Annotated in this window: 26 protein-coding genes; 13 read left to right on the top strand and 13 right to left on the bottom strand. The window is 55.3% G+C overall.

What is annotated here, in order from left to right:
• The first annotated feature begins 92 nt into the window (after positions 1–92).
• A complete protein-coding gene (gene uvrB, locus ABD851_RS01485) occupies positions 93–2,129 on the top strand; it encodes an excinuclease ABC subunit UvrB (protein WP_344974201.1) in 2,037 nt (678 codons plus the stop codon).
• Between the two features lie 85 nt (positions 2,130–2,214).
• Here the strand turns inward: uvrB and ABD851_RS01480 are convergent, their stop codons facing one another.
• The 4 genes from ABD851_RS01480 to ABD851_RS01465 all read right to left on the bottom strand — a co-directional run bounded on the left by ABD851_RS01480 (position 2,215) and on the right by ABD851_RS01465 (position 6,346).
• Positions 2,215–2,415, bottom strand: coding sequence for a hypothetical protein (locus ABD851_RS01480; RefSeq protein WP_344974198.1), 201 nt, complete (start codon positions 2,413–2,415; stop codon positions 2,215–2,217).
• A gap of 173 nt (positions 2,416–2,588) precedes the next feature.
• Complete coding sequence (locus ABD851_RS01475) at positions 2,589–3,608, bottom strand: NAD(P)H-dependent glycerol-3-phosphate dehydrogenase (protein ID WP_344974194.1); 1,020 nt, start codon at positions 3,606–3,608, stop codon at positions 2,589–2,591.
• Between the two features lie 23 nt (positions 3,609–3,631).
• Positions 3,632–4,993: an efflux RND transporter periplasmic adaptor subunit gene (locus ABD851_RS01470; RefSeq protein ID WP_344974191.1), complete on the bottom strand. Its 1,362-nt coding sequence runs from the start codon at positions 4,991–4,993 to the stop codon at positions 3,632–3,634.
• A gap of 15 nt (positions 4,994–5,008) precedes the next feature.
• On the bottom strand, positions 5,009–6,346 hold the full coding sequence (locus ABD851_RS01465; protein WP_344974188.1) for a TolC family protein: 1,338 nt from the start codon (positions 6,344–6,346) through the stop codon (positions 5,009–5,011).
• A gap of 191 nt (positions 6,347–6,537) precedes the next feature.
• Between ABD851_RS01465 and nadB the strand changes: the two genes are divergently transcribed.
• Together nadB and ABD851_RS01455 are read left to right on the top strand one after the other, a co-directional pair.
• Positions 6,538–8,133: an L-aspartate oxidase gene (nadB, locus tag ABD851_RS01460; protein ID WP_344974185.1), complete on the top strand. Its 1,596-nt coding sequence runs from the start codon at positions 6,538–6,540 to the stop codon at positions 8,131–8,133.
• 20 nt (positions 8,134–8,153) lie between these two features.
• Entirely contained in the window at positions 8,154–9,038 is an 885-nt protein-coding gene (locus ABD851_RS01455) for a lysophospholipid acyltransferase family protein (RefSeq protein ID WP_344974182.1), read from the top strand.
• Here the strand turns inward: ABD851_RS01455 and ABD851_RS01450 are convergent.
• The 4 genes from ABD851_RS01450 to tsaB all read right to left on the bottom strand — a co-directional run bounded on the left by ABD851_RS01450 (position 9,028) and on the right by tsaB (position 12,477).
• Positions 9,028–9,615 (bottom strand): DNA-3-methyladenine glycosylase I, encoded by a 588-nt coding sequence (locus tag ABD851_RS01450; protein ID WP_344974179.1) that lies wholly within the window; start codon positions 9,613–9,615, stop codon positions 9,028–9,030. The genes ABD851_RS01455 and ABD851_RS01450 overlap by 11 nt on opposite strands.
• A 192-nt stretch (positions 9,616–9,807) precedes the next feature.
• Positions 9,808–11,199, bottom strand: a complete 1,392-nt coding sequence (locus tag ABD851_RS01445) for an MBL fold metallo-hydrolase (protein WP_344974176.1) — start codon at positions 11,197–11,199, stop codon at positions 9,808–9,810.
• 123 nt (positions 11,200–11,322) lie between these two features.
• Positions 11,323–11,682 (bottom strand): ArsR/SmtB family transcription factor, encoded by a 360-nt coding sequence (locus ABD851_RS01440; protein ID WP_344974173.1) that lies wholly within the window; start codon positions 11,680–11,682, stop codon positions 11,323–11,325.
• 132 nt (positions 11,683–11,814) lie between these two features.
• A complete protein-coding gene (gene tsaB / locus ABD851_RS01435) occupies positions 11,815–12,477 on the bottom strand; it encodes a tRNA (adenosine(37)-N6)-threonylcarbamoyltransferase complex dimerization subunit type 1 TsaB (RefSeq protein WP_344974170.1) in 663 nt (220 codons plus the stop codon).
• Between the two features lie 88 nt (positions 12,478–12,565).
• On the opposite strand from tsaB, the gene ABD851_RS01430 reads away from it, so the two are divergent.
• Entirely contained in the window at positions 12,566–12,952 is a 387-nt protein-coding gene (locus ABD851_RS01430; RefSeq protein WP_344974167.1) for a RidA family protein, read from the top strand.
• A 28-nt stretch (positions 12,953–12,980) separates the two neighbouring features.
• Here the strand turns inward: ABD851_RS01430 and ABD851_RS01425 are convergent, their stop codons facing one another.
• The 3 genes from ABD851_RS01425 to ABD851_RS01410 form a co-directional block, all read right to left on the bottom strand.
• Positions 12,981–14,537 carry an Rne/Rng family ribonuclease gene (locus tag ABD851_RS01425; RefSeq protein ID WP_344974164.1) on the bottom strand — a complete coding sequence of 519 codons (1,557 nt, stop codon included), beginning with the start codon at positions 14,535–14,537 and terminating at the stop codon, positions 12,981–12,983.
• Positions 14,538–14,903: 366 nt separating this feature from the next.
• Positions 14,904–15,737, bottom strand: coding sequence for a tetratricopeptide repeat protein (locus ABD851_RS01415; RefSeq protein WP_344974142.1), 834 nt, complete (start codon positions 15,735–15,737; stop codon positions 14,904–14,906).
• A 61-nt stretch (positions 15,738–15,798) separates the two neighbouring features.
• Positions 15,799–16,092, bottom strand: coding sequence for an HU family DNA-binding protein (locus ABD851_RS01410; RefSeq protein WP_344974139.1), 294 nt, complete (start codon positions 16,090–16,092; stop codon positions 15,799–15,801).
• A 100-nt stretch (positions 16,093–16,192) separates the two neighbouring features.
• Between ABD851_RS01410 and mutY the strand changes: the two genes are divergently transcribed.
• The 8 genes from mutY (at position 16,193) to ABD851_RS01370 (ending at position 22,599) form a co-directional block, all read left to right on the top strand.
• On the top strand, positions 16,193–17,290 hold the full coding sequence (gene mutY, locus ABD851_RS01405; RefSeq protein WP_344974136.1) for an A/G-specific adenine glycosylase: 1,098 nt from the start codon (positions 16,193–16,195) through the stop codon (positions 17,288–17,290).
• A gap of 124 nt (positions 17,291–17,414) precedes the next feature.
• Complete coding sequence (locus ABD851_RS01400; protein WP_344974133.1) at positions 17,415–17,864, top strand: single-stranded DNA-binding protein; 450 nt, start codon at positions 17,415–17,417, stop codon at positions 17,862–17,864.
• A gap of 154 nt (positions 17,865–18,018) precedes the next feature.
• Positions 18,019–19,350: a gliding motility-associated protein GldE gene (gldE, locus tag ABD851_RS01395; RefSeq protein ID WP_344974130.1), complete on the top strand. Its 1,332-nt coding sequence runs from the start codon at positions 18,019–18,021 to the stop codon at positions 19,348–19,350.
• Positions 19,347–19,943: a gliding motility lipoprotein GldD gene (gldD, locus tag ABD851_RS01390; protein ID WP_344974128.1), complete on the top strand. Its 597-nt coding sequence runs from the start codon at positions 19,347–19,349 to the stop codon at positions 19,941–19,943. Before gldE ends, gldD begins: the two co-directional genes overlap by 4 nt.
• A 39-nt stretch (positions 19,944–19,982) precedes the next feature.
• The gene (locus ABD851_RS01385; RefSeq protein WP_344974125.1) at positions 19,983–20,558 is read left to right on the top strand and encodes a DUF3109 family protein; all 576 of its coding nucleotides are present in this window, start codon (positions 19,983–19,985) and stop codon (positions 20,556–20,558) included.
• Positions 20,540–21,313, top strand: a complete 774-nt coding sequence (locus ABD851_RS01380; protein ID WP_344974122.1) for a TIGR02757 family protein — start codon at positions 20,540–20,542, stop codon at positions 21,311–21,313. Before ABD851_RS01385 ends, ABD851_RS01380 begins: the two co-directional genes overlap by 19 nt.
• Entirely contained in the window at positions 21,313–22,254 is a 942-nt protein-coding gene (locus ABD851_RS01375) for a DUF6263 family protein (RefSeq protein WP_344974119.1), read from the top strand. Before ABD851_RS01380 ends, ABD851_RS01375 begins: the two co-directional genes overlap by 1 nt.
• A 12-nt stretch (positions 22,255–22,266) precedes the next feature.
• The gene (locus tag ABD851_RS01370) at positions 22,267–22,599 is read left to right on the top strand and encodes a hypothetical protein (RefSeq protein ID WP_344974116.1); all 333 of its coding nucleotides are present in this window, start codon (positions 22,267–22,269) and stop codon (positions 22,597–22,599) included.
• Between the two features lie 30 nt (positions 22,600–22,629).
• On the opposite strand, the gene ABD851_RS01365 is transcribed toward ABD851_RS01370, so the two are convergent.
• Positions 22,630–23,289, bottom strand: coding sequence for a sterol desaturase family protein (locus ABD851_RS01365; protein ID WP_344974113.1), 660 nt, complete (start codon positions 23,287–23,289; stop codon positions 22,630–22,632).
• Between the two features lie 154 nt (positions 23,290–23,443).
• Between ABD851_RS01365 and lysS the strand changes: the two genes are divergently transcribed.
• Positions 23,444–24,961, top strand: a complete 1,518-nt coding sequence (lysS, locus tag ABD851_RS01360; protein ID WP_344974110.1) for a lysine--tRNA ligase — start codon at positions 23,444–23,446, stop codon at positions 24,959–24,961.
• Positions 24,962–25,314: 353 nt separating this feature from the next.
• Here lysS and lptC read toward each other — a convergent pair whose 3' ends face one another.
• On the bottom strand, positions 25,315–25,863 hold the full coding sequence (gene lptC, locus ABD851_RS01355) for an LPS export ABC transporter periplasmic protein LptC (RefSeq protein ID WP_344974108.1): 549 nt from the start codon (positions 25,861–25,863) through the stop codon (positions 25,315–25,317).
• Positions 25,864–25,881: the final 18 nt, after the last annotated feature.

The following is a 25,881-nucleotide window of genomic DNA, read 5'->3' as shown; positions in this document are numbered from 1 at the left end:
TTAACCTTTCACCCTCATTCCCCCTTCAGGGGGCCAGAGGGTTAAACTTTCTCTAAGATAGCCATAGTTTTGATTCTTCGTAACTTTACCCTATGCCATTCAAAATAGCAGCACCCTATCCGCCGGCCGGCGACCAGCCGGAGGCCATCCGGCAGCTGACCAAAGGACTGGAATCCGGGGAACAGTTCCAGACCCTGCTCGGCGTTACCGGCTCAGGAAAAACCTACACCGTGGCCAACGTCATCCAGAACGTGCAAAAGCCCACGCTGGTGCTTACGCACAACAAGACGCTGGTCGCGCAGCTGTATGGAGAGTTCAGACAGTTCTTTCCGGAAAATGCCGTGGAATACTTTGTTTCCTATTATGACTATTACCAGCCGGAGGCCTATATGCCCGTATCGGGTATTTATATCGAAAAGGACCTCTCCATCAATGACGAGCTGGACAAATTACGGCTTCGGGCTACCAGCAGCCTGCTCTCGGGCCGCCGGGACATTATCGTGGTGGCCAGCGTAAGCTGCATCTATGGCATGGGGAATCCGCAGGAATACGAAAACGGCATTATCCGCATCCACCAGGGACAGACCATCGCCCGCAATTCCTTTCTGCATGGGCTGGTCAACTCCCTCTACTCCCGCACCACGGTCGACTTCAGCCGGGGCAGCTTCCGGGTAAAGGGCGATACGGTGGACATCAACCTGCCCTATGTGGACTATGCCTACCGCATTTCCTTCTTCGGAGACGATATCGAAACCATTGAAAGCTTTGATCCGGAAACGGGAAAACGCATCGGTCGCATGGATACGGCAGCCATCTTCCCGGCCAACCTCTATCTTGCGCCGAAAGATCAGCTGCAGCAGATCATCTATGAAATACAGGACGAGCTGGCCGCACAGGTAACCTATTACCAGACCCAGGGAAAAACCGTGGAAGCCCAGCGGCTGAGCGAAAAGGTAAATTATGATATTGAAATGATCCGGGAGCTGGGCTACTGCAGCGGCATCGAAAACTATTCCCGGTTTTTTGACCGCCGCCAGCCCGGGACACGCCCGTTCTGCCTGCTGGATTATTTCCCCAAGGATTTCCTTACGGTGATCGATGAAAGTCATGTCACCATTCCCCAGGTCAGCGGGATGTACGGGGGCGATCGCTCCCGGAAGCTCAATCTCGTGGAATACGGTTTCCGCCTCCCCTCAGCGCTGGATAACCGGCCGCTGAATTTTTCAGAATTCGAACAGCAGCTGAACCAGGTGATCTTTGTCAGCGCCACGCCCAGCCGGTACGAGCTGGAAAAAACGGAAGGAGTGGTGGTGGAGCAGGTGGTCCGTCCGACCGGTCTGCTGGACCCTCCCATCGAGATACGACCCAGCCATAACCAGATCGACGACCTGCTGGATGAGATAGACAAGCGGATAAAGAAAGGCGACCGGGTACTCGTCACCACCCTCACGAAGCGGATGGCCGAAGAGCTGGACAAATACCTGCACCGGATCGATATCAAATCAAAGTATATCCACAGCGAGGTGGATACGCTGGAGCGGGTGGAAATACTCCGGGAGCTGCGGCTGGGCAACATCGACGTGCTGGTCGGTGTAAACCTGCTGCGGGAAGGGCTGGATCTTCCGGAAGTATCGCTGGTGGCTATCCTGGATGCGGATAAAGAAGGCTTTCTCCGGAACGAAACCTCGCTTACACAGACGGCGGGACGCGCGGCGCGGAACGTGGACGGGCTGGTGATCTTTTATGCGGACAGCATCACGATGAGCATGCAACGCACGATCGATGAGACCAACCGCCGCAGGGAAAAACAGCTGAAGTACAATATTGAGCACGGGATAACGCCATCGACCATACGAAAAAGCAAGCAACAGATATTCGGTCAAACTGCGGTGCTCGATATCAAAAACTACGATGAAAACGCCCCCTATGCCATCCATGAGGAAGCTGCTGTGCTGGTAGCCGAAGAAGAAGTTGTCTACGAAACGATTCCGCAGGTGGAAAAAGCGGTGACCCGCACAAGAAAAAAAATGGAAAAGGCAGCGAAAGATCTGGATTTTCTCGAAGCGGCCCGTTTACGGGACGAGCTGTTCTCGCTGCAAAAGAAACTGAAGGAAATGAAGCAGGAATAACCTCCCGGCGCTTCCCGGTCTCCGGTTAAGAAATATATAACCGGAGACGGTCTTGCCTTTGCCGATACTGATCGGCGCCCTTTTGTTACAGGGAAAGGGTACGCCTTGCAGTTTTCAGTCTCCGCTGGATGTTCCAGAGGTCTACATGGCTGAAACGGCGGCTTTTGATGGCAGAATGGCCCGGCAGGGTCACGTTTTGGGCTAAGGTTTCCGGAACAAACAGATCGTTGACACGGATACCTTCTACCCGGATGCTTTTGGATGCACCCAACAGTTCAGAGTTCATAATGCTGATTTTTTGATCATTAAAAAATCCAATCTCCACGAGACAGGTAGTAAGGGTGTGGATACTGCGCAGAATTACTCCTTTGACACGATTACTAAGTGTTGTTGTATCTTGAAATCGGGCGCAAAGGTACTACTTTTTCTGAAACTGCAAACAAAAAAGGGGAAATATTTTCAGAAGAATTTTTTTTCCAGGCTGGTAAAGCATTCCAGGGGATGACCGTGTTCCCATAACACTTGGTACAGGGCAGTGGCCACCGGCATCGGGGCGGCTATTTCCCGGTTCAGCAGGTATACGGAACGGGCGGCTTCATAGCCTTCGGCCACCATATCCATTTCTATCTGTGCCGCACGCACGCTGTAGCCTTTCCCGATCATGTTGCCGAACCTACGGTTACGGCTATAGGAAGAATAGCAGGTTACCAGCAGATCTCCCAGGTAAGCGCTCGACAGCAATTGCGGTGCGGCCTCTTCTTCCTGCGTCCCGCAGACGGCCGTATTAAAGCGGCTCATCTCCAGGGCACAGTTGGCGATATAAACGGCCAGGAAATTATCACCGTAGCCCAGCCCGTGCGCCATCCCCGCACCCAGGGCATAGATGTTTTTCAGCACGGCGGCATATTGTGTGCCCCGGACATCCGTGGAAAGAACGGTCTGCAGGTAAGGGGTGGAAAAATGCGGGGCAATGCGTTCCAACACCGCCCTGTCTTTACCGCAAACCGTGAGATAAGAGAGTTTTTCGGCCGCCACCTCTTCCGCATGACAGGGACCGGTAATGTTAAAATACTGCTCCTGCGGAAGGCCGAAACGATCTTCCAGGAAGTCATTCAGCAGCTGGTGCGTCTCCCCCACCATCCCCTTCACTGCAGACACCACATACCGGTCCCGGAAAGCGGAAGGCGGCAGGGTATCCAGTACGGCTTTCAGAAAAGCGGAAGGCAGACAGACCAGGATAAGGTCGGTTCGGGCGACCAGCTCCGCTGCGCTTTCGTAAAAAATGAGCTTTCGCAGGTCGAAATGAACGGCGCTCAGGTAACGCGGATGATGCCGGTGCTGCTTCAAATACCGGATATGCTCCGGCTGCCGTATCCACCAGTGGATCGTATAGCCTTTGCCGGTCAGCAGCTTCGCAAGCGCCGTGGCCCAGCTGCCGCTGCCGAGCAGCCCGATCTTATAGGGTGTTTCCCGGCCCATATATCATCATTTACGGGGGCCAGTTATTGGGCTTCGAACAGCTGGGAGCGTGGGGTCACCTTAACCTTCGCCCCATTGGTGAGGGTGCGTGAGATGGCGCTGTAAGGCGCGGTTACCACCTGTACGCTGTCGCCGAGACCGCTGGTGACTTCTATATAAGTATCGTTCTGGATACCGGTTTTGATATGGACATACTTCACCGTACCGTCCCGCTGCAGGGTAAATACGCCTACCGCAGCATCCGCCCCCGAAGCCGTAACCCCGCTCTTCGGAGCGGCCTTGGACGAGGTATCGTCGCGTGTAGCCACGGCCGTGATCGGCACGGTCAGCACATGGCTGCGGCGCCTGGTCTGGATATCCACATTGGCGCTCATACCCGGCCGGAAGGGAAAGTGATTCCGGTGCCGGGGATCCAGCAGATCCTCGTAAGAGCTTTTCAGGATACGGATACGGACCGTATAATTGGCCACCTGCGTGGCCGACCCCGTGCTGCTGCTGGAACTGCTGCCGGTAAGCTGCTGAGCCGCAGCATCCCCGCTGGAGCTGGCCAGCTGGGTGACTATCCCCTTAAAGCGGCGGCCGTTATAGGCATCCACGTCGATCAGGGCCGTGTCGCCGAGATACACCTTGGGAATATCGTTTTCACCGACATCCACCCGCACCTCCATGGCATCCATATTGGCGACACGCATCATTTCCGTACCGGTCATCTGGGCCGTCCCCACCACACGTTCTCCTTTTTCCACCGAAAGCAGCGATACATAACCGCTCATCGGGGCGGCGATGGTGGTGCGCCGGAGGTTTTCGGCGGCCTGGGAAAGATCGGCCCTGGACGCGGCCAGGGCATATTTCATGCTGTTGATCTGGGCTTCCGCCGCCTTGTAGTTGGACAGGGCCTGCTGGTATGCGCTCTGCGACTGCTCAAACTCCTGCCGGGAGATGACCTTCTGGTCAAACAGCTGCTTGTTGCGTTCAAAAGCGGCCTGCTGCTCTTCGAGCGTAGCCTTCGTAGCGCCCAGCGCGGCCTGGGAGTTGGCCAGCTGCGCCTGCGACTGGCTCACAGTGGCCTGGGAGCGCTCCCGCTGGGAATTGTAGATATCCCCGTATATGCGGGCCACCACCTGCCCTTTCGTCACCGAGTCGCCCTCCTGGACCGGCAGCTCAACAATTTCCCCGGACACATCGGAGCTCACCTTCACCTCCACCTCGGGATAAATCTTCCCGCTGGCGGAGACCGTCTGCACCACGTCCCGGTAGGCCGTCCTTTCCACCGCCACCTTTGTGCCGTTGTTACCGCCGATAACGCCTTTGCTTTTCAACAGCAGCAACACTATAATCAGCAGTACCACGCCTGCAATGAGATAGTATAGCGTCTTTTTTTTCATAATCCGTCGTTACAACTAAAAGTGAATGTTCAGGTCCCGGTAAAACTCCAGCACCTTCATCTTGAACACATATTCATAATGTGAGGTCAGCATGTCGGTTTGCGCCTTATACAGGTTGTTCTGCGAGGTCAGGTAGTCGATGGAGTTGACGACCCCCAGCTCATACCGTTTGCTGGCATAGAAGAAGGCGGTACGCGAAGCTTCCAGGCTTTTCTGGGCCGCATGATATTTTTCCAGGGCCGCGCCTGCATCGGCATAAGCCTGGTAAATGTCCTGCTTCAGCTGCAGCTGGTCCTGCTCTTTGGTCAGCCGCTGGTTTTCCAGGTCGATCTGCGCCTGCCGCACACCCGCCCGGGCCTGCCATCCGTTAAAGATGGGAATGTTCAGCCCGATGCCGATATTTTCATTGAAGTTGTTATCCAGCTGCTTGCCGAAAGGCACCTTCTCACCGGTAATGGTCCGTGTGGCGCTGGCATAGTTGGAGCCGATGCCGCCCGAAAGGGCGATCGAGGGATACAGCGCGCTTTTGGCGGCGTCTACCCTTTTTTCGGAAGACAATATCTGGAAGGAGTCGGCCTTCAGCTGGGGCTGTACCGCCAGGGCGCCTTCATAAATCTGCCGCGGACCGGTGGCCAGCAGGTTTAGCAGGGGAATATCATCGATATTTTCCGGTATTTCCGGCTCAAACTCCGTTTCAAAATCAAGGTTCAGCAGCGCTTTCATCTGCAGCACCGCCATGGTGGCGCTGTTCTGGTTGGTGATCAGGTCGGAGCTGTCCCGCGCCAGCTGGGCAATCAGATCGGCGCGGTTGCTTTCCGGAAGGGAGCCCGCTTCAACCTGCTTGGTGGTATTCTCCAGCTGGTGCTGGGTCAGACTCACCTGCTCCTCGCTTACCTTTACCTGCTCGCGGGCCTGCAGCATCTGCAGGTAAGCCGTGGCGATGTTCAGCGAAACGTCGTTGAACAGCTTCTGCACCGTGGCATCCGCAGCCTGCGCGGCATATTTATCGGCAGCAATGGTATTGCGTTTCTGAAAAAAATTAAAAAGCGTCACACTGCTGTTCACTCCTATGTTTCCGCTGTTAAACTGCGTATTGTCGAACTCGTAGGTGGTGGGGTTGACAGAGCGGCCGAAGTTAAAACCGTAGTTGACGTTGCCGTTCAGGCTCGGGATCTGGGAAAGCCGGCTTTGCTTGAGCGTCAGATCGGCCAGGCGCTTCTGCAGCACCTGCTGCTTGATCTGGATATTATGCTCACGGGCGTACTGGATGCAGCGCGTAAGGCTCCAGGTCTCCTGGGCCCGGCCAGGAACCGAAAAAAGCACCGCAGCGAATAGGAGTAAGGGTATACGCATAATCCTCATAATTTGCCAAAAATAATGAATATGAATATGCCAACCATAGTAATTTTATTCCGCTCCGGCTTTTTTCGGGGAGCGGTCCGGCAAAATCCGGCTCCTGCCGGCGGTTCGCCCCGGAAAGGTCCGGCCCTTATCCCTGTTATGGGCAGATCGATTAACTTTGGGGCGCTATCAAACGGCAATACATGCAAACAGACTTTTTAGTGATCGGCTCCGGCGTGGCAGGCCTTACCTATGCGTTGAACATGGCGCGGAAATATCCCGAAAAAAAGGTGATGGTGCTGACCAAGACCCGGGAAGACGAAACCAATACCAAATATGCGCAGGGGGGCGTTGCCGTAGTGAACGACCTGGAGCACGACAGTTTTGAAAAACATATCGAGGATACCCTCGTGGCCGGGGACGGTCTCTGTAATGAGGCGGTTGTCGAGATCGTGGTCAGGGAAGGGCCCCAGCGTATCCGGGAGATCATAGACTGGGGCGCCCGGTTTGACCGCCAGCCGGACGGCGACTTTTCCCGGGGCCGGGAGGGAGGCCATTCGGAGTTCCGGGTGCTGCATCACAAGGACATCACCGGCAGCGAAATCGAAAGAACGCTGCTGGAAGCCGTTTACCGGCAGCCCAATATAGAGCTGGTCACCCACTGTTTTGTAGTCGACCTGATCACTCAGCATCACCTGGGTTATCTGGTCACCAAATCCACCCTCGATATCGAATGCTACGGCATCTATGTGATGAATCTGCAGACCAACCGCATCGAGCAGATCCGCGCCCGCATCACCCTGCTGGCCACCGGGGGCTGCGGCCGCGTTTACCGCTCTACCACCAACCCCTCCATCGCTACCGGCGACGGCGTGGCCATGGTATACCGCGCGAAAGGCCGGATCGAGAATATGGAATTCATCCAGTTTCATCCCACAGCCCTGTACGAGCCGGGCTCGCCCTCCCCTTTCCTCATCTCCGAAGCGGTGCGCGGCGACGGGGCCATTCTCCGCAACAAAGACGGAGAGGCCTTTATGGAACGGTACGATACGCGCAAAGACCTGGCGCCCCGCGACATTGCGGCCCGCGCCATCGACAGCGAAATGAAACGGACCGGTACAGAGCATGTTTTTCTGGATTGCCGGCATATGGATATGGAAAAGTTCCGGCAGCACTTCCCCAATATCTACGAAAAGTGCAAAAGCATCGGCATCGAGGCCGGACAGGATATGATACCGGTGGCTCCCGCCGCCCATTACAGCTGCGGCGGTATCAAAACGGATGAGTGGGGCCGCACCTCCATCCACAATCTATATGCCTGCGGCGAATGCGCCTCTACAGGACTGCACGGCGCCAACCGCCTGGCTTCCAATTCCCTGCTGGAAGCCATGGTGTTTGCCCACCGCTGCTATATACACACTGTAGACCAGATCGATAACACCGCTTTCCGCGAAGATATTCCCGAATGGAATGCGGAAGGCACCTCGGCGCCCCGGGAAATGATCCTGATCACCCAGAGCCTGAAAGAGCTGCAGCAGGTAATGAGCGACTATGTGGGCATTGTCCGGAGCAATGAAAGGCTGAGCAGGGCCATGCGCCGGCTGGATATGCTGCATGAGGAAACCGAGGCGCTGTACGCCAGAACGATCGTGTCCCCCCAGCTTTGCGAGCTCCGCAACCTCATCACCGTAGGGTACCTGATCGTAAAAGGCGCCGCTTTCCGGCACGAAAGCCGGGGGCTGCATTATAACACGGACTACCCCTACAAAAGCAAGCTGGTCCAGAATATCATTTTGTAAACAGACCCGCCTTTCCGGTTATGTACTACCTGTTGTTTCTGTGCTGTTATGCTTTTTCATTGCTGCCGTTCCGGGTACTGTACCTTATTTCCGACCTGCTGTACCTGCTGGTATATCACGTGGCCGGCTACCGGAAAAAAGTGGTTATGGCTAACCTGGCCCAGGCTTTCCCGGAAAAGACCGCCGCGGAAAGAAAGCGGATTGCCGAAAAATACTACCGTAACCTTACCGATGCCGCGGTGGAAACCGTCAAGCTGATGAGCATCCGGAAAAAAGCGCTGGAAAGCCGTTTCCGCTGCGACCTGAGCCTGCTGCACCGGCTGTACCGCGAGGGCCGCGCCTGCCAGATCCACCTCGGTCATCATTTCAACTGGGAATGGGCCAACCTGTACCTGAGGATAGGGACCGATCCGCAGCAGCCCTTCCTGGTTACTTACATGCCGCTGCACAGCAAAGCGTCAGACCGTCTTTTCAGCTATATCCGTTCCCGTTTCGGCAGCACCATGGTCCCGGCGGACGATGTGCTGCGGGCCATGCAGCCCTGGCAGGGAAAGCCCTATGCCAGCGTGCTGGTTGCCGACCAGAACCCGGGAAAGGTCCGCCGCGCCTACTGGTTCCCGTTTATGCACAAGATGACGGCCTTTTACAAAGGTCCCGAGCTGAGCGCCCGGCGCAACGACAATACCGTGATCTTCGGCCATATCCGCAAGGTAAAAAGAGGATATTACCAGGCCTTTACCGACCTGGCGGAAGAACATGCGCAGCAGACCGGGGAAGGTGATATCACGGCCGCCTTTGTGGAATACCTGGAGAAAAACATCCGGGATCAGCCGGAAAACTGGGTATGGAGCCATCGCCGCTGGAAGCGCGAATGGCCGGGAAATACAGCGACGGCTAAACCCTGACGGCAGCTACTTCTTTGTGCCGGAAGCAATTGCGGGCATGGTCGTTGACCATGCCGGCCGCCTGCATAAAAGCGTAACAGATGGTGGAGCCGACAAACTTGAAGCCGCGCTGCTGCAGGTCCTTGCTCATGGCATCCGACTCCGCGGTACGGGCGGGAGCGCCTTCCCCTTCCTTCCTGCGGCGATTGATCGTCTTTCCTTTTGTAAACTGCCAGATGTAAGCATCAAAACTGCCGAATTCCTTTTGCAGGGCCAAAAAGCTGCGGGCATTCTGTATGGTGGCCAGCACCTTCAGGCGGTTGCGGATGATACCGGCATCCTCAAGAAGCGAGGCTATCTTTTTCTCATCGTATTTCGCAATCCTGCGCGGATCAAAATTATCAAAGGCCTTGCGGAAGTTTTCCCGTTTGTAAAGAATGGTTTTCCAGCTGAGCCCGGCCTGGAAAGCATCCAGCACCAGGAATTCAAACAGGCGGCGATCGTCGTGGAGCGGCGTGCCCCACTCCTCGTCATGGTAACGGATCATCAGGGGATCGTCGGCAGGCCAGCTGCAGCGGGAGGGCGGTTTGGGAGGCATGTTTCCGGTTTGAGGTTTCTGATTTCCAGTTTGAAGTTTCGGGTTTCCGGTTTCGGGTTCGATAGTCTAAGGTCTAAAGTTTAACGTCTAAAGTTAATCTGCCTGGTATGGAACGTTAGAATTTGGACTTTAGACGTTAAACCAAAATGCCTTTCGCCCTTAACCTTTAACCTTTCTCCTCTATTTCCCCCTTTAGGGGTTAGGGGGTATCACTTCGATCCCTTTTGTCTTCTCCAGCGCCCGGAAGCCGCCGGTCACATTGCGCAGGTTATGAAAGCCTTCCCGCTTCAGCAGGGAACAGGCGATCATGCTGCGGTATCCGCTCTGACAATGGAGATACAGGTTTTGCCTTTCTTCGATATCGGCCAGGGCGCCGGCATCGGCCAGGGTTTCCAGCGGAAGGTTGACGGCGCCTTTTACATGTCCTCCTTCGAACTCGGCGGGCTTCCGCACGTCCAGCACCCGGATATGCGGATCATAGGGCAGATCCATCGCCAGCTCGTCAGGATCCACGCTGATCACCAGATCGGCTTTTTCACCGGCTTTCCGCCAGGCGTCCATGCCGCCCTGAAGATAGCCGGCTACGTTATCGTATCCCACCCGGGCCATGCGCACCACCGTTTCTTCTTCCCGCCCCGGATCGGTGACCAGCAGCACCGCCCTGTCAAAGGGTATAAGGCTGCCGGCCCATTCCGCAAAACGGCCGTCGAGGCCGATGTTCAGCGCACCGGGTACAAACCCGTCCGCGAAAGCTTCGGGGGAACGGGTATCCAGCACCAGCGCCCCTTCCTCCATCTGCGCTTTGAACGCTTTCACCGGAAGGGCCTTCAGACTTTTCTCCAGGACCTGCGCCAGCGCCGTATAGCCCTCACGGTTAATACGCGCATTGACGGGGAAATAGGGCGGAGGAGTGCTCATCCCTTCGGTAACCTGCCGGATAAAATCGGCTTTATCGGGGGCCAGCATGGCATAGTTGCTCTGCTTTTGTTCTCCTATCGTACTCTGCGTTTCCGGTCCCAGGTTTTTACCGCAAGCAGAGCCGGGGCCGTGGGCAGGGTATACGATCACCTCATCGGGGAGCTGTTTCAGCCTGCCGACCGAGGCATAGAGATCGCCCGCCATAACCTCCTCGTCGCGCTCCCCGCCAAAGAGGTCGGGTCGGCCGACGCCGCCTACAAAAAGCGTATCGCCCGTAAAGACGCAGTACGGTTTTCCGGACTCATCCCTGAGCAGGTAACAGGTGCTTTCCGGGGTATGTCCGGGGGTATGGATCACCTCCAGCGTCAGCCGGCCGATGGAAAATGTTTCCCCGTCACGCGCGACGTGAACAGGAAAGCTGGTTTCCGTACCCGGACCATAGACGATAGCGGCGCCGGTGGCCTCGGCCAGGTCGAGATGACCGGAGACGAAGTCGGCGTGAAAATGCGTTTCAAAGATATACCGGATCTCCGCCTGCTCCTCCTCCGCCAGCTGCCGGTAGGTGTCCGTATCGCGCAGCGGGTCTATCACAGCAGCCACGCCGTCGGAGGCGATAAAATAAGCGGCCTCGGAAAGACAGTTCGTATATAATTGCCTGATCTGCATAACCGTTCAGTTCATGATAATTGACCGCAACAAAGATAGGGGATTTACCCCTGGCGGCCGGCCGGAAAACAAACAGGCATCCATACGGTATGGATGCCTGCGCTGGGTGTTGTGAAAAAAAGGTTATCCCACCAGCTCCTCGACAAAATGCGCTACCTCGGCCACACGCTGGGCATTGATGGAATAGAAAATAAATTTACCGTCCCGCTCCGTAATCACGATACCCGCCCGGCGGAGAATGGCCAGGTGCTGGGAGGCAACCGACTGCTCAAGGCGCAGCTTTACATAAATCTCCGTTACCGTCATCTTTTTATGATCTTCCAGCAGCTTGATGATCTGCTGGCGTAATTTGTGGTTGATGGCCCTTAACACCATCGCCGCTTTTCGCACGGCAACATAATCCAGTCTGATCAGGTCTTTTTCTCCGTTCCCACGGTTAATAACCAGTGCATTGGAAGAGGTCGGCACCAAAGTTTTTTCCATCGTTTCAAAAGTTTAAATTATAAAAAAGTAATTCCCGTGAATTACCGGTCATATCCAAGCTATCGGTGTGGGGTTAACAACCTAAGATTTGCGTTACAAAAATATATAATATCAAGTAATGTAAAAAATAAATTATACCGGGGTATAAAAAGGTTTCAGGTAAAAAGGCTCAAAGTAAGCCGGATCGGCGGACTGCCCTTCGTGAAAAGCGATCTCTGCGAGGGGAGCGAGATGTCCGGCGTCGGGTGTATAGGGGAGGAAGCAAGCCCGGGGTGAAGAGGAGATGGCCTGCCATTTTGCGGCGCCGGAGCCAAAAAAATAAATCTGCCGGGTGGACAGCTCCCCGGCAAAAGCGGTTTTATCCAGCACCAGGGCCTCGGGTGGAAGCACTTCCTGCAGGTCGCTGTCGTAAAGGGCGGTATATACCTCCTGCCGCCGGGCATCGATCATCGGGCAAAGGAGCCCTTCCGGCTCCGGCGGCCTCACACCCTGCGCCATCATCTTCAGCGTATTGATGGGGATCAGGGGTATACCCCAGGTATAGCAAAGTCCTTTTGCCGTGGCCACCCCCACACGCAACCCGGTATAGGAGCCGGGACCGGCGCTGACGGCTACTGCGCTAAGCTGCTCCGGGCCAAGCCCGCTATCCTCCAGCAGCTGCCGGATAAACGGCACGGTGGCGGCGGCGTGGTCCTTCCGGGAATCCCCCGACACGGATGCGGTTACGGCGCCGTCCCGGGCAAGGCACACGGAAGCCTGCGCTCCGCTGGTATCTATACATAAAATAACGGCCACGATATTCTTTTATTAAACATCCGGTCCACCCTGCAGATCATATATCTCCGGGATTTAGTTATTTTGCCGGCTCAATGTTTTGCAAGTTATGGAAAAACAGTTTATCAATACGGAGCATGCTCCTGCGCCGATAGGCCCTTACAACCAGGCCGTACAGGCAGGCAATCTCCTGTTTGTTTCCGGTCAGATCCCCGTAGACCCCGCCACCAATGCCTGTGTTTCCGGCGGCATCGACGCGGAAACGCATCAGGTGATGCGTAACCTGAAGGCCGTGCTCGACGCAGCCGGTCTGGGCTTCAGGAACGTGGTAAAAAGCACCATCTTTGTCACCGACCTGAATCATTTCGCGACGGTCAACGAGGTGTACGGGCAATATTTCGACGGCGAGTTCCCCGCCCGCGAAACCGTACAGGTGGCCGCGCTTCCCAAGGGAGTAGGGGTAGAGATATCGGTCATCGCCGCACGGCCCTCCTGACCGCGGCCGGCATGTTCCGTATCGGTTCTCAGGCTCCGGCCAGCTTGATCTCTTCCCCGTTTTTATCCAGGAAGCGGTATTCCACCAGCTGGCAGGAGGGGTCGGGCCGGATATTGATCCACTGCCGGTAGCGGAAATACCATTTCCATTGCTGGTTGTACACTCCTTTTTTCAGAAAAGCATACAGGATGGGGTTTACCTGCAACGTAAGACCGCTGTGCCGGTTCTTGAGCAGGTACTGGAGGTTTTTTTCGATCTCATCGGTCAGCAGCACGGAGGAGCCGATCTTTCCGGTACCCCGGCAGGTCGGGCATTGTTCGGAAGTGGAGATGTTCACTTCGGGGCGCACCCGCTGCCGGGTGATCTGCATGACGCCGAACTTGGAAATGGGAAGGATGGTATGGCGCGCGCGGTCATTGGCCATATACCGCTGCATCGCTTCGTATACGGCGCGTTTGTGCTCGGCCTGCTTCATGTCGATGAAGTCGATGATAATGATACCGCCGAGATCGCGCAGCCGCAGCTGCCGGGCTATTTCCGCCGCCGCCTCCAGGTTGGCGCCCACGGCATTCTGCTCCTGGTTGCTGCTGGCGCTCTTATAGCCGCTGTTGACGTCGATGACATGCAGGGCTTCCGTGGGTTCGATGATCAGGTAAACGCCGCTGTCCAGGTTCACCGTTTTTCCGAAGGACGACTTGATCTGCTTGGTGATGCCAAAAGCGTCGAACACGGGAGCGCTCCCGGTATAATGGGAAACGATATCCTGCTTGTCGGGGGCTATTTTCTGGATATAGCTGCGGGCGTCGTTGTAAAGATTTTTGTCGTTGACCACGATCCGGTTAAAGCTGGCATTGAGCAGATCGCGGAGGATGCTGGTGGTCCGGTCCCGCTCACTCAGTATCTTCTGGGGAGGCGTGGCGCCCCGCAGGTTCCGCTGCATGGTCTTCCACATCTCCACGAGGGTGCGGAGATCGTCGTGCAGCTCGGCGGTGTTTTTCCCTTCGGCGGCGGTGCGCACGATCACGCCGAAATTCTTGGGGCGGATGGCTTCCACGATCTTCTGAAGACGTTTCCGCTCATCGGAGGAATGTATCTTTTTTGAAACGGCGATGATGTCGTTAAAGGGCGTCAGCACCACGAAGCGCCCGGGCAGCGATATTTCGCAGCTCAGGCGTGGGCCCTTGGTGGAAATAGGTTCCTTGAGTATCTGTACCAGCACATTGGGGCGGCCGTTCAGCACTTCGGTGATCTTACCGGTCTTTACGATCTCCGGCTCATTCCGGAAACGGGAAAAGTCGAATCCTTCGGGGGATTTGTTGTTGATGGCCAGCTGGGTAAAGCGAAGGATAGAGCGGGCGTAGGGACTCAGATCGGTATAATGCAGAAAGGCATCCCGCTCGTAGCCCACGTCTACAAAAGCGGCGTTCAGCCCCGGGATCAGTTTCTTAACCTTCCCCAGATAGAGGTCCCCCACAGCAAAACGGGTGTTGCTGCTCTCATGATGCAGCTCCACCAGCTTCTTATCTTCCAGCAATGCCAGCTCTACATTTCCATGATGGGCATTGATAATTAATTCCTTGTTCAAGCGATTTTCATTTAACCAATAAAGCCTTACAAAAAGCGGAAGCAGCATGCGCCCTGCGGCACATTTCCTCCTTACCCTGCCGTAAAAACGACATTGTTGAACTTGTACAGGTGATATTGGGTTCGCTTCAGGGTAAATAAGCAGGCAGACAAACTCCGGTATATGTCGTCAGGGAAAAGCATCACCGGTATATTGCCTGCCTACGCATACAAAAGACCAGGCAGGAGACAGAAATAAATTTTATTTCTTTTTGTGACGGTTTTTTCTCAGTCTTTTCTTGCGTTTATGAGTGGCAATTTTATGTCTTTTCCTTTTCTTTCCGCATGGCATAGTCGGGTATGTTTTTTATTACAGTGAATGCTTTTATTAAAATGATTTGATATAATCGTCAATTTCCTTGCTAAAGTCCGGGTTGTTCACCAGCTTTTTACAACGTTCAAACGTGGCCACGGCCTGCGCCTTATTGCCCTGACCCTTATAGCCTTCGGCCAGGAAATACAGGGCCTCGGCATTGTCGGGATGAAGGGCCACCACGCCTTCGAGGCGTTTTACCGCCTTATCGTACTGCCCCGAGGTAATCGCCAGCTTCCCCAGTATCAGGTTGGCTTCGAGATTATCCGGGTCTTTATCGGTAACGGCCAGCAGCTGCTGTACCCCCTGCATCACCTGTCCACCGGCGATATAGGATTTGCCCAGGGCCGTTTTAATGCTGTCGTTGGACGGATCCAGCTCCAGGGCCTGCTTCAGCAGTGTTCCGGCCTCGCCGGCTTCCCATTTCTGGACGGACGGGTCCTCGGTATGCTGAAGATGGGTCAAAAATAAATTGGCTGCAAAGGTCAGGCTTTTCCCCGAATTTTCCAACTTCGCCGCTTCTCCGAGATAATGGGCGGCTATGGGCGCCTGGTTCAGGCTGTCCCAGGTCTGCGCCAGCGCCCGGTAGGCATTGATCTGCTGGTTTTTTACATCGCCGCGGATCACGGTTTCCAGGCGGGACAGGTTAAGCTGCATTTCGGGGGAAAGCGGTTTTTTTGCCGCCGCCAGCAAGGTAGGGAAGTCGGCAGCGGGCGTATTGTCCGCGGCCATCATGGGGCCGGCGGCCGGCGCAGCAGCCTTTCCTTCGGGCACCCGGCGACCGAAAGCATACAACCCCGCCAGCAACAGTACTGCGGCGCCCACCAAAAGAAGCTGATATTTTCGCACTACAAAAACAAATTGATTCAGGGAGCAAAGTTACGGGAAAATCCACAGGCCCGCAGGATAATCAGCCGGGAAGCTTCTTCAGCTTTTTTACCTCGGCGACAAATTCCTTCGAGGGTTTGAAGGCCGGGATATAATGCTCCGGAATATGAACGGCCACATTCTTTTTGATGTTACGGCCGATCTTGGCTGCCCGTTTCTTGGTGATAAAACTGCCGAATCCGCGTATATAGATATGCTCACCCTGCGAAAGGCTGTCTTTCACCTCTTTAAACATGGCTTCCAGCGTAACCAGCACGTCCACCTTGGGTATGCCGGTTTTTTCCGCAATGTTGGTAATTAAATCTGCTTTTCTCATGAGAAACAATGATTTTAGTATTCAAAAATAATATAAAAAATTATCAACCAGTGGATTGGCTGCAGGAATATTTTCTTTCCCGGCGTAACTTGCCACCGTTATGAATACCGCCCCAGGCACCGACAAGAAATTTTTTACCCGGCAGTTGCTCCGCTGGAACGAGGATAACCGGCGCAGCATGCCCTGGAAGGGGGAACGCGATCCCTATAAAATCTGGCTCTCGGAGATCATCCTGCAGCAGACCCGGGTAGCGCAGGGGCTGCCTTATTACGAACGTTTCCTGCAGCATTATCCCACCGTGGAGCAGCTGGCCACCGCTCCCGAGGAGCAGGTGTTCCGCCTCTGGCAGGGGCTGGGCTACTACAACCGCTGTAAGAACATGCTGGCCGCCGCCCGGCAGGTGGCCGGGGAGCACGGAGGCCGTTTTCCCGCCGATCTTGCAGGACTGCGCAGCCTCAAGGGAGTGGGGGAATACACCGCCGCCGCCATTGCCGCCTTTGCCTACGATCTTCCCCATGCCGTGGTGGACGGCAACGTATACCGGGTGCTCAGCCGCTTTTTCGGGATAGCGCTGCCCATGGACAGCACCGACGGCAAGCTGCTCTTCCGGGAGCTGGCCGGGGAGCTGCTGGACCAAAGCCATCCGGCCGTCTACAATCAGGCCATCATGGACTTCGGGGCCACCGTCTGCACGCCCCGGAGCCCGCAGTGCCCGCAATGCCCCCTCGCCCCGCGCTGTAGGGCCCTGAAGCACGACAGCATAGCCCTGCTTCCCGTAAAAAGCAGGAAAACACAGATAAAATCCCGGTTCTTCCACTACCTGGTGATCCGCCACCGCAATCAGATATATATCCGGAAGCGCAGCGCCAGGGATATATGGCAGCACCTGCACGAATTCGTGCTCCTCGAGGAAGACGCTACCCTGGGCATTGAAGCGCTGCGGGAGAAAGCCGGCTTCACCCGGCTGCTGAAAAACAGAGGCTGGACCTGCGAGCACAGCTCGGAGGTGTACCGCCACCAGCTCACGCACCAGACGATCTTCGCCCGCTTCTTCGTCCTGCGCGTCCCCAGACCCCTGTCTGCCGGCGCGGATTATTTCCCGGTGAGCCTGGACCAGCTCGACCGCCATGCCCTCCCCCGGCTGCTGGATCAGTATGTGCAGGACGTGCTGCAAGGGCTTATGAACGGCAACCGCTGAGCGTCCGGGACCGCCCCGGGCCTTCCGGATTTCGGATCGAATGTTTCCGGATTCTCGGGAAAAACCCTATCTTTAGAAACGGTTAAAACAAGGACGGCTAAGCTAATTTCCAAACATAGGGTTTATGAGAGGTGTCAACAGAGTCACATTGATCGGCAACCTGGGCAGAGATCCGGATGTACAGTTCCTTGAGGGCAATATAGCGGTAGCGAAATTTTCACTCGCCACCACCGAAACATTCAAAGACCGGTCGGGAAAGCTGCTTACCCAGACAGAATGGCATACCGTGGTACTGTGGCGGGGCCTCGCGGAGCTGGCCCAGAAATACCTGCACAAGGGCAGCCTGGTGTATATCGACGGGCGGCTGCGGACACGCAGCTGGGAAGACCGGGAGGGCAATAAGAAATACGCTACGGAAATCGTGGGGGATAACCTGGTGATGCTCGATAAACGCAGTGAGGGAAATTACGATATGCCCGGACATCACCCCGGGGAAGAGGGAGAGCCGGGTAACAAGACGGATAAAGACAGCTCGCCTCCGCCGGAAGAACACGGAGATGATCTGCCTTTCTGATCATACCGGCGCCGGCAAACGGCGCCCTTCCTGCCATCATGCAAATTATGATGGTTTGCTATTTTTGCATAGGGAAAGCAATTCACCTTTCGCGGATTACTTTCCCTTACTTTTGTCCGGTTCCTGTTTTATCATTAAAATAAAATAAGCGCACTTGGATTACTATTCGGCCATTTTTCTGACCACTGCTTTGCCCTTGCAAGTAACCCATACCGCCGGCCCGAACGTCACCGTTTTTGCCATCCTGAGCTTGCTGCTGCTGATCCTCGCCGCACTCCTGTCCGGCGCCGAGGTGGCCTTTTTCTCCCTCACGCTGAAAGACCTCAACATGCTGAAGACCCGGGAGAACAATAATGCCCGCCTCGTGACCTCGCTGCTCGAAAAGCCCAAGATGCTCCAGAGCACGCTGCTCATTACCACTACCTTCAGCAATATCGCCGCCATCTTTATGCTGAATTTCCTGCTGGATCAGCTGGTGGGGCTGGACCAGAACCTGGTGCTTTCGCTCACTCTGAAGATCGTGATGATCACGCTGGTGCTGCTGCTTTTCAGCGTGCTGCTTCCCAAGGTATATGCCGCGCAGAACAATATCCGGATGGCCCTCACCGCCGCTCCCGTGGTGAGCGGGCTCAACAGCCTTTTCGAACCGCTGAGCAACCTCATTACCTTCATCTCGGATGCCATTGAAAAAAAGCTGTCGCGGCGGCACTTTTTTAACGTCAGCGAAGAGGAAATGGATCAGGCCATCGAGCTTTCCGTGGATGAGTCCACCTCCCAGGAAGAAAAGAATATCCTGCTGGGCATCATCAAGTTCGGCAACATCACGGTAAAGCAGATCATGCGTACCCGTCTCGACGTTTCCGGCATCGACTACGACATGCCCCTCGAAGAGGTGATCCGCAAGGTGGGGGAGCTGCATTATTCCCGGCTGCCCGTCTATAAGGGCAATCTCGATAACATAGCGGGAGTGGTTCATACCAAGGACCTGCTGCCTTATCTGGAAAACCGGCAGGACTTCGACTGGCACAGCATCGTACGACAGCCTTATTTTATCCATGAGCACAAGCTGATAGAAGACCTGCTGAAAGAATTCCAACGTCTGCGCATCCATCTTGCTATCGTGGTGGATGAGTTCGGCGGCACCAGCGGCATCGTTACCCTCGAGGACATCATGGAGGAAATCATCGGCGATATCCGGGACGAGTTTGACGAAGACGAATTCAGCTTTAGCAAGACGGACGAGAACAATTATATCTTCGAAGGAAAAACCATGCTGAACGACGTATGTCGCATCATGAACCTGCCGGCCAATACCTTTGCCTCCGTAAAAGGCGAAAGCGATTCGCTGGGCGGACTGATCCTGGAGCTGGCCGGCCAGTTTCCCGAGATCAACAGCGTCATCAGCCATGACCGTTTCGACTTCACCATCCTCGAGATCAACAAAATGCGTATCCAGAAAGTGAAAGTGACCATTCAACCGGAATGACAGCCTCCAGATTTCTTTTATCGCTGATCATCATCATTATCCTGGGTCTCGGCGCCTGCCGCCCGGTGTCTGCGCCCCGTCCGCGGGGATACTTCCGCATTGCCCTGCCGGAAAAAGCCTACCGCAGCTTCGACGAAGCCGGCTATCCCTATACATTTGAATACCCTGCGTATGCCCGCATCGTAAAAGATACCGCCTTTTTCGGGCAGCGCCCCGAAAACCCCTACTGGATCAACATTACCTTTCCAGGCCTGAACGGCAAAATATACCTGAGCTATAAAGCCATCGGACCGCAGCATTCGCTGGAAAAGCTGGTGAACGACGCGTACACGATGACCTATAAGAATACGCTTAAAGCCGACGCCATCACGCCGGTAGCCTTCCAGAACCCCTACGGCGCATCCGGTATCTTTTATAACGTGGAGGGCGATGCCGCTACGGCGCGGCAGTTCTTTGCCACAGACAGCACCCGGCATTACCTGCGGGGCGCACTTTACTTCTACGCCGTACCCAATGCGGATTCGCTGGCTCCTGTGGTGAAGTTCGTGGAGAAAGACATGTGGCATCTGCTCGAGACGCTGAAATGGCGATAAACTTTCCTAATTTTGTCCCGGAGCGGAAAATAATCGGGTATGATTATCATTGATAAGGTGCTGATCAGCGATGAAGCGGTGGAAGAGCAATTCGTATGCGACCTGGAGGCCTGCAAAGGCGGATGCTGCGTAGACGGGGATGCCGGCGCTCCGCTGTCGGAAGATGAGCTGCCCGTGCTGGACCGGATATACGAACAGGTAAAGCCCTATCTTACCCCCGAAGGCGTCGCCGAAATCGAAAAGCAGGGAAGACACGTTTATGAAAAGGGCTTCGGGGCCGTCACCCCTACCATCCGTCACCAGATATGCGTATACGGCATCATTGAAAACGGTATCGTAAAATGCGGTATCGAAAAAGCATGGAATGAAGGGAAAACGGATTTTAAAAAGCCCCTGTCCTGCCACCTTTACCCCTTCCGCATCAGCAGGCAGGACGGCTACGAGGCGATCAACTACGAACCGCGGGAGCAGCTCTGCCGGGCGGCCTGCAAGCTCGGAAAACGCCTGAAGGTGCCGGTATACCGATTTCTGAAGGAAGCGCTTATCCGGAAGTACGGCAGCGCATTTTATGAGGCACTGGACACGATCGGACGTAAATGGAAAAAGAAAACCTGACCGCCTTCCTCAACCGGAAGACAGCCCAGTATAACCAGCCCCTGTTTATCCCCGGCGATCCGGTGAGCATTCCCCATCGCTTTACCCGGCTGCAGGACCGCGAAATATCCGGCTTTTTTGCCGCCATCCTGGCCTGGGGCAACCGCAGCACCATCATCAAAAACTGTTTGCAGCTGATGGACCTGATGGACGACGCCCCGCATGACTTTATGCTCGGCCACCGGCCGGAAGACCTGAAGCGCTTTCTGCACTTCAAGCACCGTACCTTCAACGCCACCGACCTGCTTTATTTCATCGACTTCCTCAGCGCCTGGTACCGCAGCCATTCCTCGCTGGAAACGGCCTTCAGCCGGCACCTGCAGCCCGCCGACCCTACCGTCGAAAAAGCGCTCACCGGCTTTCATACCCTGATGTTCGCCCGGGAACATCCCGCACGTACCCGTAAACATATTGCCACCCCCGCACGCAACTCTGCCTGTAAGCGCCTGAACATGTTCCTCCGCTGGATGGTCCGCAAAGACAAGTGCGGCGTGGACTTCGGCTGCTGGAAAAATATCCGGCCGGCACAGCTTGTCTGCCCCCTCGATATACATGTGTCCCGTACCGCGCAACGGCTGGGTCTGCTGCATACCGGCCAGACCAACTGGAAGGCCGCCCTGGCCCTCACGGATGAATTGCGTAAATTTGATCCTGCCGACCCGGCGAAATATGATTTTGCGCTGTTCGGCCTGGGTGTAATCGAAAAGTTTATCTGATGACCAGACCAATAATCTTTTGTCTTTTTCTGCTGGGATTGGGCTTCTTCCAAGCCGCAGCCGCACAGGACTATCAGGACCTCCGCTACAAGCTTACCCAGGGAGACCGCTTCGAGGTGACGGAACATTCACAGGAAGACAGCTATCTCACGCTCGACGGTATCCAGAAACGCACCACCCGTCAAATGGATGCCGTTATCCTGTTTACCGTCACGGCGCTGACGCCTGCCGCAGCTACGATCGAAGGAAAGATCACGCAGCTGACGCTGGTATCCTCGGGCGACAACCAGCGGGTAAGCGTAAACACCAAAAGCGGGGAAGAAGATGTCTATAACAAAGCCTTCCGGCCGATCATCGGAAAGCCCTTCAATCTCACCATGTCGCCCTACGGCATCATCAAAACCATCAGCGGGCTGGAGTCCGCCTTCGACGGCATCATCAATACGCTGGGCCTGAAAAAGACGGAGGAGAAGGATGCCATGCGGCAGCTGCTGCAGAGCCTCTTCGGCGCGGAGCCGCTGAAGGCCCGGCTGACCCTGATCCTGCCCCATTATCCCTCGCACCAGGTGCGCAGCGGCGATACCTGGTCGGATGTAGTGTACACAGACGGCTTTTACCACGGGCGCATCAACAACTACTGGAAAATGGAATACGGCGACGCCCATACGATCCGGCTCAGCAACAAGGGTAAGTTCAGCACCGACAAGTCGGAAGAGGTGGACATGGGCTCGGGGCTCCGCGGGCTTATCGACCTCGGCGGGGAAACACAGGGGCAGTTTGCCGTAGAACCGGAAACCGGCTGGCCCAACCTCTGCACCCAACATACGGAGCTGGAGGGAAAATATACCTACAAAGCCAACAAGAAGCTGAAAATAAAGAAGGACCTGGAAGTGCCGGTACGGGTGGTCAGCGATATCAGCTATCATATCAAGCACCTTTAACGGGCTTCCGGCATGGACCTTTCTGAAAAAGCAGCGCTGGGCCGGGAACTGCAGCAGTATACCGGCCGCCCCGTTCCGGATGACATCAGCGGCGAACAGGCCCTGATGCTGCTGCAGGAGCATATCCAGCAGCTGATCAACCGGGATTTTCAGGGACTCGTCAACCTGCTGTACCGCATCGACGTAGAAGAACAGCGTCTCAGGAAGACCCTTCGCGACCGGTCGCCGGAAGAGGCGGCAAAGGTCATTGCCGTGCTGATCCTCGAAAGGATCCGGCAAAAGATAAAAACACGGGAAGCCGGCCGGGACAGGGAGGAGCAGATCCCTGAAGATGAAAAATGGTAACCGGGACGGATACCGTAATGCCGGAAGAAGCTATTTAAACTGCAGGGCCTTCACTTTTTCCTTGTCTTCCTTCTCGTTCTTGAGATCGAAGCCCGTTCCGAACACGTAATCCCATATGGAAGAGCTTACGCCGAATCCCTTTTCATCGCTTTTGTAATGGTGCAGGTGGTGGTTCCGCCATACCGGCTTCATCCATTTAAAAGGCGGATTCCAGGCGTGTATGGCATAATGCATGCTGCCATATATCAGATAACCCAGCAGAAAGCCGGGGAAAAAAGCAAAGGCATTCTCCCGCATGATCAGGTAAAAAATGAAAAACAGCGCCGAGGCCAGGATCAGGCTGGGTACGGGCGGCATAAAAAGCCGCTCCCGGTCCCGCGGGTATTCATGGTGGTTGCCGTGCATCACATAGATGATGCGCTGCATCCTGGGATTCTCGCTTACAAAATGAAAGGCGAACCGGTGCATAAGGTATTCAAAAAAGGTCCAGAAGAACATGGCCCCGAAAAAGGTCAGCAGGATACGGGAAACGGAAAAATCCAGCCGCGCCCCGCTGTAGTAAAGCATATAGGCGATTATGGGGATATACATGCCCCATATCACCAGCGGATGCGTTTTGGTAAGTATTTCCAGATACCGGCTTTCAAAAAGCCGGGCCTGCCCTTTGTTTTTGATTTTCTCGAATTTCATGACAAAAACGATTGGTTTTTATCCTCTGCAAATTTAGTGGAAAAACGGCTTTGTGCTCATTCGATTTGTCAATAAAAAGTATAGGCGTCGTCTATAGAGCGGAGCGCGCTTCGCGGGTATTTACTATTTTTGTGCGCCATTGAACCATTCAGATATGAGTCAGCAGTTATCCGAACAGGAAAGAATACGCCGGGAGAAGCTACAGCAGCTGGTGGAGCTGGGTATGGATCCTTACCCCGCCCCGCTCTACCCGGTAAATACCACCGCCGCCTATATAAAGGCCCACTATGAAAACGGGGTCAACGACGCGGAGTTTGAAACGGTATGCCTGGCCGGACGCCTGATGAGCTTCCGGGACATGGGGAAGGCCAGCTTTGCGGTGCTGCAGGACAGCACGGGCCGCATACAGCTGTACGTCCGCCGCGACGATATCTGCCCCGGGGAGGACAAGACGGCCTACAACACCGTCTGGAAAAAGCTGCTGGACATCGGGGATATCGTAGGGGTAAAAGGCTTTGTATTTACCACCAAAACGGGGGAAACTTCCGTACATGTAAAGGAATTTTCCCTGCTGGCCAAGTCCCTGCGCCCGCTTCCGGTGGTCAAGGAGAAGGAAGGAGAGGTGTACGATGCCGTTACCGACCCCGAATTCCGCTACCGGCAGCGTTATGCCGACCTCATCATCAACCCCGAGGTAAAGGAGACTTTTGTAAAGATCACCCGGCTGAAAAACGCCATCCGGGATTTCCTGAACGAGCGGGGCGCCCTGGAGGTGGATACTCCCGTATTGCAAAGCATTCCCGGCGGGGCCGCCGCCCGCCCCTTCGGCACCCACCACAACGCGCTGGATATGCCGCTGTACCTGCGTATTGCCAATGAGCTCTACCTGAAGCGGCTCATCGTGGGCGGGTTCGACTGGGTATATGAGTTCAGCCGCAACTTCCGGAACGAGGGAATGGACCGTACGCATAACCCCGAATTCACCGTCCTTGAATTTTATGTGGCTTACAAGGACTATCACTGGATGATGGAGATCACCGAGCAGCTTTTCGAAAAGGCGGCGCTGGCCGTAAACGGCTCCACCCTTGTCAGGAGCGGAGAGCACGAAGTGAACTTCAGGGCGCCCTACAAGCGGATCACCATCTATGACGCCATAAAGGAACATACCGGCAAGGATATCAGCGGCATGGACGAGGAAGGCCTCCGGGAAGTCTGCCGGGAGCTGAACATCCCGGTAGAGCCCAGCATGGGCCGGGGCAAGCTGATCGACGAGCTTTTTGGCGAAAAATGCGAACATCATTATATTCAGCCTACCTTTATCATCGACTACCCGGTGGAGATGAGCCCCCTGACCAAAAAGCACCGGGACAAAGAGGGACTGGTGGAGCGCTTCGAGCTGATCGTGAACGGGCGCGAGCTGGCCAATGCCTACAGCGAGCTCAACGACCCGCTGGATCAGCGGGAGCGCTTCGAGGAGCAATCCCGGCTCATGGAGCGGGGCGACGACGAGGCCATGTATATCGATCAGGACTTTCTGCGGGCGCTGGAATACGGGATGCCGCCCACTTCGGGTATCGGCATCGGCATCGACCGGATGGCCATGCTGCTGACCGAGCAGCCTTCCATCCAGGATGTGCTCCTGTTTCCGCAGCTGCGGCCGGAAAAGCCCTGATCCAAACCGGCCGTCATTCCGTCAGCCGGCCGCTTTTCTGGCACGGTTGTTGCAGCATAATAAGTAATTTTAGGTTAAAAAATAGGTTAAAGCGTAAAAACCCGGCCTGCGTCTGCAGTGCGGGGTTTTTGCGTTATAGGAGGTGATGATCCGGCCTTGCAAGGACAGCCGCACGCGTCAGGCCGCCGTCGAAGAGGTCGACGGATAAGAGGTCGACGGATAAATTGAATAAAGACCGCATGGACCGGCTTTCGCCGGAAACGGGCTTCGCCGCGGGCCGCCTTCGGGAAGCTGCACACCTTGGGTATCAACAGCGAGGGTGACGAGCAAAGGGAAGGTCCGGACTTTAAGGCTCAGGGCGCCATGGTGGAATCCTGGAAAAGGCCGCTGGTGTGTAATATCTGATAGGAAGAAAAATCCTGGTTGGCGGTCAGGCCGTTCCGGCCGTAGAGAACTTCTGTAGGGCTGGTGATGGTAGCAGGGTTATGGGTATAAAACTGCTGCTTTTTGGCGTCCCAGTACAGATCCTGGCAATCGAGACGGCGTCCCTCCCGGTTGATCACCACCACGCTGTCCTTCACCCACATCTCGTTATTGCCTTCGTTAAAATATCCCTTTTTGGCGGTAAGAATGCTTTCCACCTGCAGGCTGTCGTTATAAAAATCCACCCGTAACCCGTTATTGATCTCCATATAGGGCGGATTTTTCATATAGCGATGCAGCTGCGGGGCCGTCATCTTCGCCTTGATCTGCCCGTTGGCGCTGTAGTAGTAGGTCTCGATGTTCTTGGCCACCTCCACGCCGATATCCCGGGTATTCAGCTGCTGCACCTGCTGCAGATCATTCTCACATCCGCCGCAGCAGATACAGAAAAGCACCAGACAGGACAGTATCTTTTTCATCCGTTTATAAACCTACTG

The organism is Compostibacter hankyongensis, assembly GCF_039541075.1.
Lineage (GTDB): Bacteria > Bacteroidota > Bacteroidia > Chitinophagales > Chitinophagaceae > Compostibacter > Compostibacter hankyongensis.
The sequence above is the reverse complement of the archived record's forward strand: the minus strand, read 5'-3'. Positions and strand labels throughout refer to the sequence as shown.